We start from the raw sequence: 1,036 nt of genomic DNA on the forward strand, positions 1-1,036 counted from the left end.
TAACGTGAGTTCGAAATAAAATCAAAAAATAGCAAGTTGTCCGTCATTGACAAAATTTAGGTCAATGGCGGGCTTCTTTTCAAAAAAGCAGTATGCCGCGATAGCCGACAAGGAGTTGGCTATAAAGTTATTGAATGAACGATGTCTTGAGTGTTCAATCTGTGCGATGTTCTTCAGTTCGTCATTGACCGTTTCAATCAAGGCTCTTTTTCTTAGCAAAATCTTGTCGGCAATACTCATCAGTGAGTTCCTCATATTATTTTTAACTTTAGTAACAAGCTGTATGCCATTCAGGAAAAGGTTTTCAAACAGAGCCTGACCTATATATCCCTTGTCTGCACATAGTTTTCCTTTGATGTTTTCCAGAAACTTACCCTGTTTCAACGGTTCCCGGTCATCCACGTTTCCAGGCGTGAACATGAAATTGAGGATCTCTCCTTTGTCATTGATTATCAGATGCAGCTTGAATCCGAAGAACCATCCCATAGAACATCTTCCACGCTCGGCAAGCCCTTCAAATGTCTTATGAATCAAGATTCTTTGGTTACGGCATACACGTAAGGGAGTGGAATCAACGAAACTGATGCCGGTACAAGTTCCCAGCAGTACTTTTTTGATGAATATGGTCATGGGAAGCAATACTTCCTTCTCCAGTTCCACAAAACGGTTATAAGAAACCTGATGCGGAAAAAGGTGTTTCAGATGTTTACAGACATACTCCTTGTAGTAATGCTTGAAACAACGGAAACCACCGGAGTGAAACAGGATTAGAATAACCATAATCTCTGCATCACTCATACGGTTGGGTTTGTTACGATGCCTGGTCTTCATATCCTTAATCATATATTTTTCCTGTTGCAATGTAAATTCCTTGCAAAAATCATCTGCCATACAATAAATCTCTGTAACTTTAGACTCTGGAAACATAGTGGTAATCGTTTAAATGTTATAATTCAGCACTATAAATTTAATACTTTGATCGCTATGTTTCTAATTATAAGTGAAATATATTTATTCTTATATCGAACTCACGTTA

At 38.0% G+C, this 1,036-nt stretch carries 1 protein-coding gene; it reads right to left on the bottom strand.

Going from position 1 to position 1,036, the window contains the following annotated elements:
- Positions 1-21: 21 nt before the first annotated feature.
- Positions 22-927, bottom strand: a complete 906-nt coding sequence (locus tag LPH68_RS26395) for an IS982 family transposase (RefSeq protein ID WP_044129899.1) — start codon at positions 925-927, stop codon at positions 22-24.
- Positions 928-1,036 lie beyond the last annotated feature (109 nt).

This window comes from Bacteroides sp. 1_1_30 (assembly GCF_020982715.1).
Taxonomy (GTDB): Bacteria; Bacteroidota; Bacteroidia; order Bacteroidales; family Bacteroidaceae; genus Bacteroides; species Bacteroides xylanisolvens.

Excerpts from the sequence above, each read along its gene's own strand:
- LPH68_RS26395 (WP_044129899.1), bottom strand. The coding sequence starts at position 927 with ATGTTTCCAGAGTCTAAAGTTACAGAGATTTATTGTATGGCAGATGAT.